The organism is Leptotrichia sp. oral taxon 215 str. W9775, assembly GCF_000469505.1.
In the GTDB taxonomy this organism is placed as follows: domain Bacteria; phylum Fusobacteriota; class Fusobacteriia; order Fusobacteriales; family Leptotrichiaceae; genus Leptotrichia_A.
In genome coordinates, this window is record NZ_KI272844.1 from 1 (window position 1) to 1063 (window position 1063).

The window sequence follows — 1063 nt, forward strand, 5'->3', positions numbered from 1 at the left end:
ATGTTATAAACTCATTAAAATAACCCCCAGTTAGATTTGGAATATTTTTTATTCTGTGTCACATAAAAATAAATAAAATGACTGGCTATAGCTAGAGCAAAAATGGTTGTTATACTCACTACTATTATAGGATTAGAAGCAAAGATTAAAGAGAGAATCAAGGCAGCCAGATAGAGTGTTGCTTGGACACAGTAGTAACTTTTCGAATAGCTAAGATAGTGTTTGTTATAGGGTCCATTTGCTAGGACAGCAGCTTGAAAGAGGCCAAATCCGATATAAGAGAAGCTGGTTGCAAAGAGACGATTAGCTTCAGGATTCAGAAGAAAACTCATCGAAACAGTCATCATAATAAGTCCAATGAAAATAGGATAGTGACTGTAAATTAGAAATAGTCCCTTTTGATTAGATTTTTCATCAATAGCATGGTCGAATTGACCAAAATAAAACAAGAACAGAGAAAGCATAATAATGAAATAAAGAACCGAATAAATCGAGAAATTCTCGATTGTAAAGAAGTTAGTTAGCTCCATAATCATCTCTCCAAACGTAATAATGACAAGAAGGGAGATGCGCTCGATTAAATGGGGGAGATTTACCTGATAATGCTTATCTTTACTAAGCAAGATAATTGGCATAATAAATGTTAGCAGAATACTAGCAAATAAGATATAGACTCTAACGTAAATAGGAAGAAGAGCTGCTAGATAGACTCCTAAACTTCCTAGACCTGTTATCCATAGAAAACCTTTGATATTTTCCCGATTAACATCATCGGTTGATTTTCTAAAAAACTCAACCAAATATTGAAAAAATAAGGTAAGGGTTAATGTACCAACAGCCCAACAGAGATAATGAAAATATTGTTGCCAATCAGGTCCCATCATATTGGCTATAAAGAGTAAAAGTCCCATTTTGATAAACATGATTACTATGTTAAATAAAGAGTTCTTTCCATAGCGATTGGTATAAACGGTTTGAATCATCCAGGAATCGGTGAGAACCAAGACAGCCATGAAAAAATCAAGGAAAGAATTCCAAGTCAAAATACCGTTATGAAGATGGT

General features: G+C 33.8%; 1 protein-coding gene. It reads right to left on the bottom strand.

What is annotated here, in order from left to right; translation table 11 throughout:
• Nucleotides 1-14: 14 nt before the first annotated feature.
• The coding region (locus HMPREF1984_RS05895) for a low temperature requirement protein A (RefSeq protein ID WP_021767013.1) at nucleotides 15-1063 on the bottom strand (1049 nt) is incomplete at its 5' end.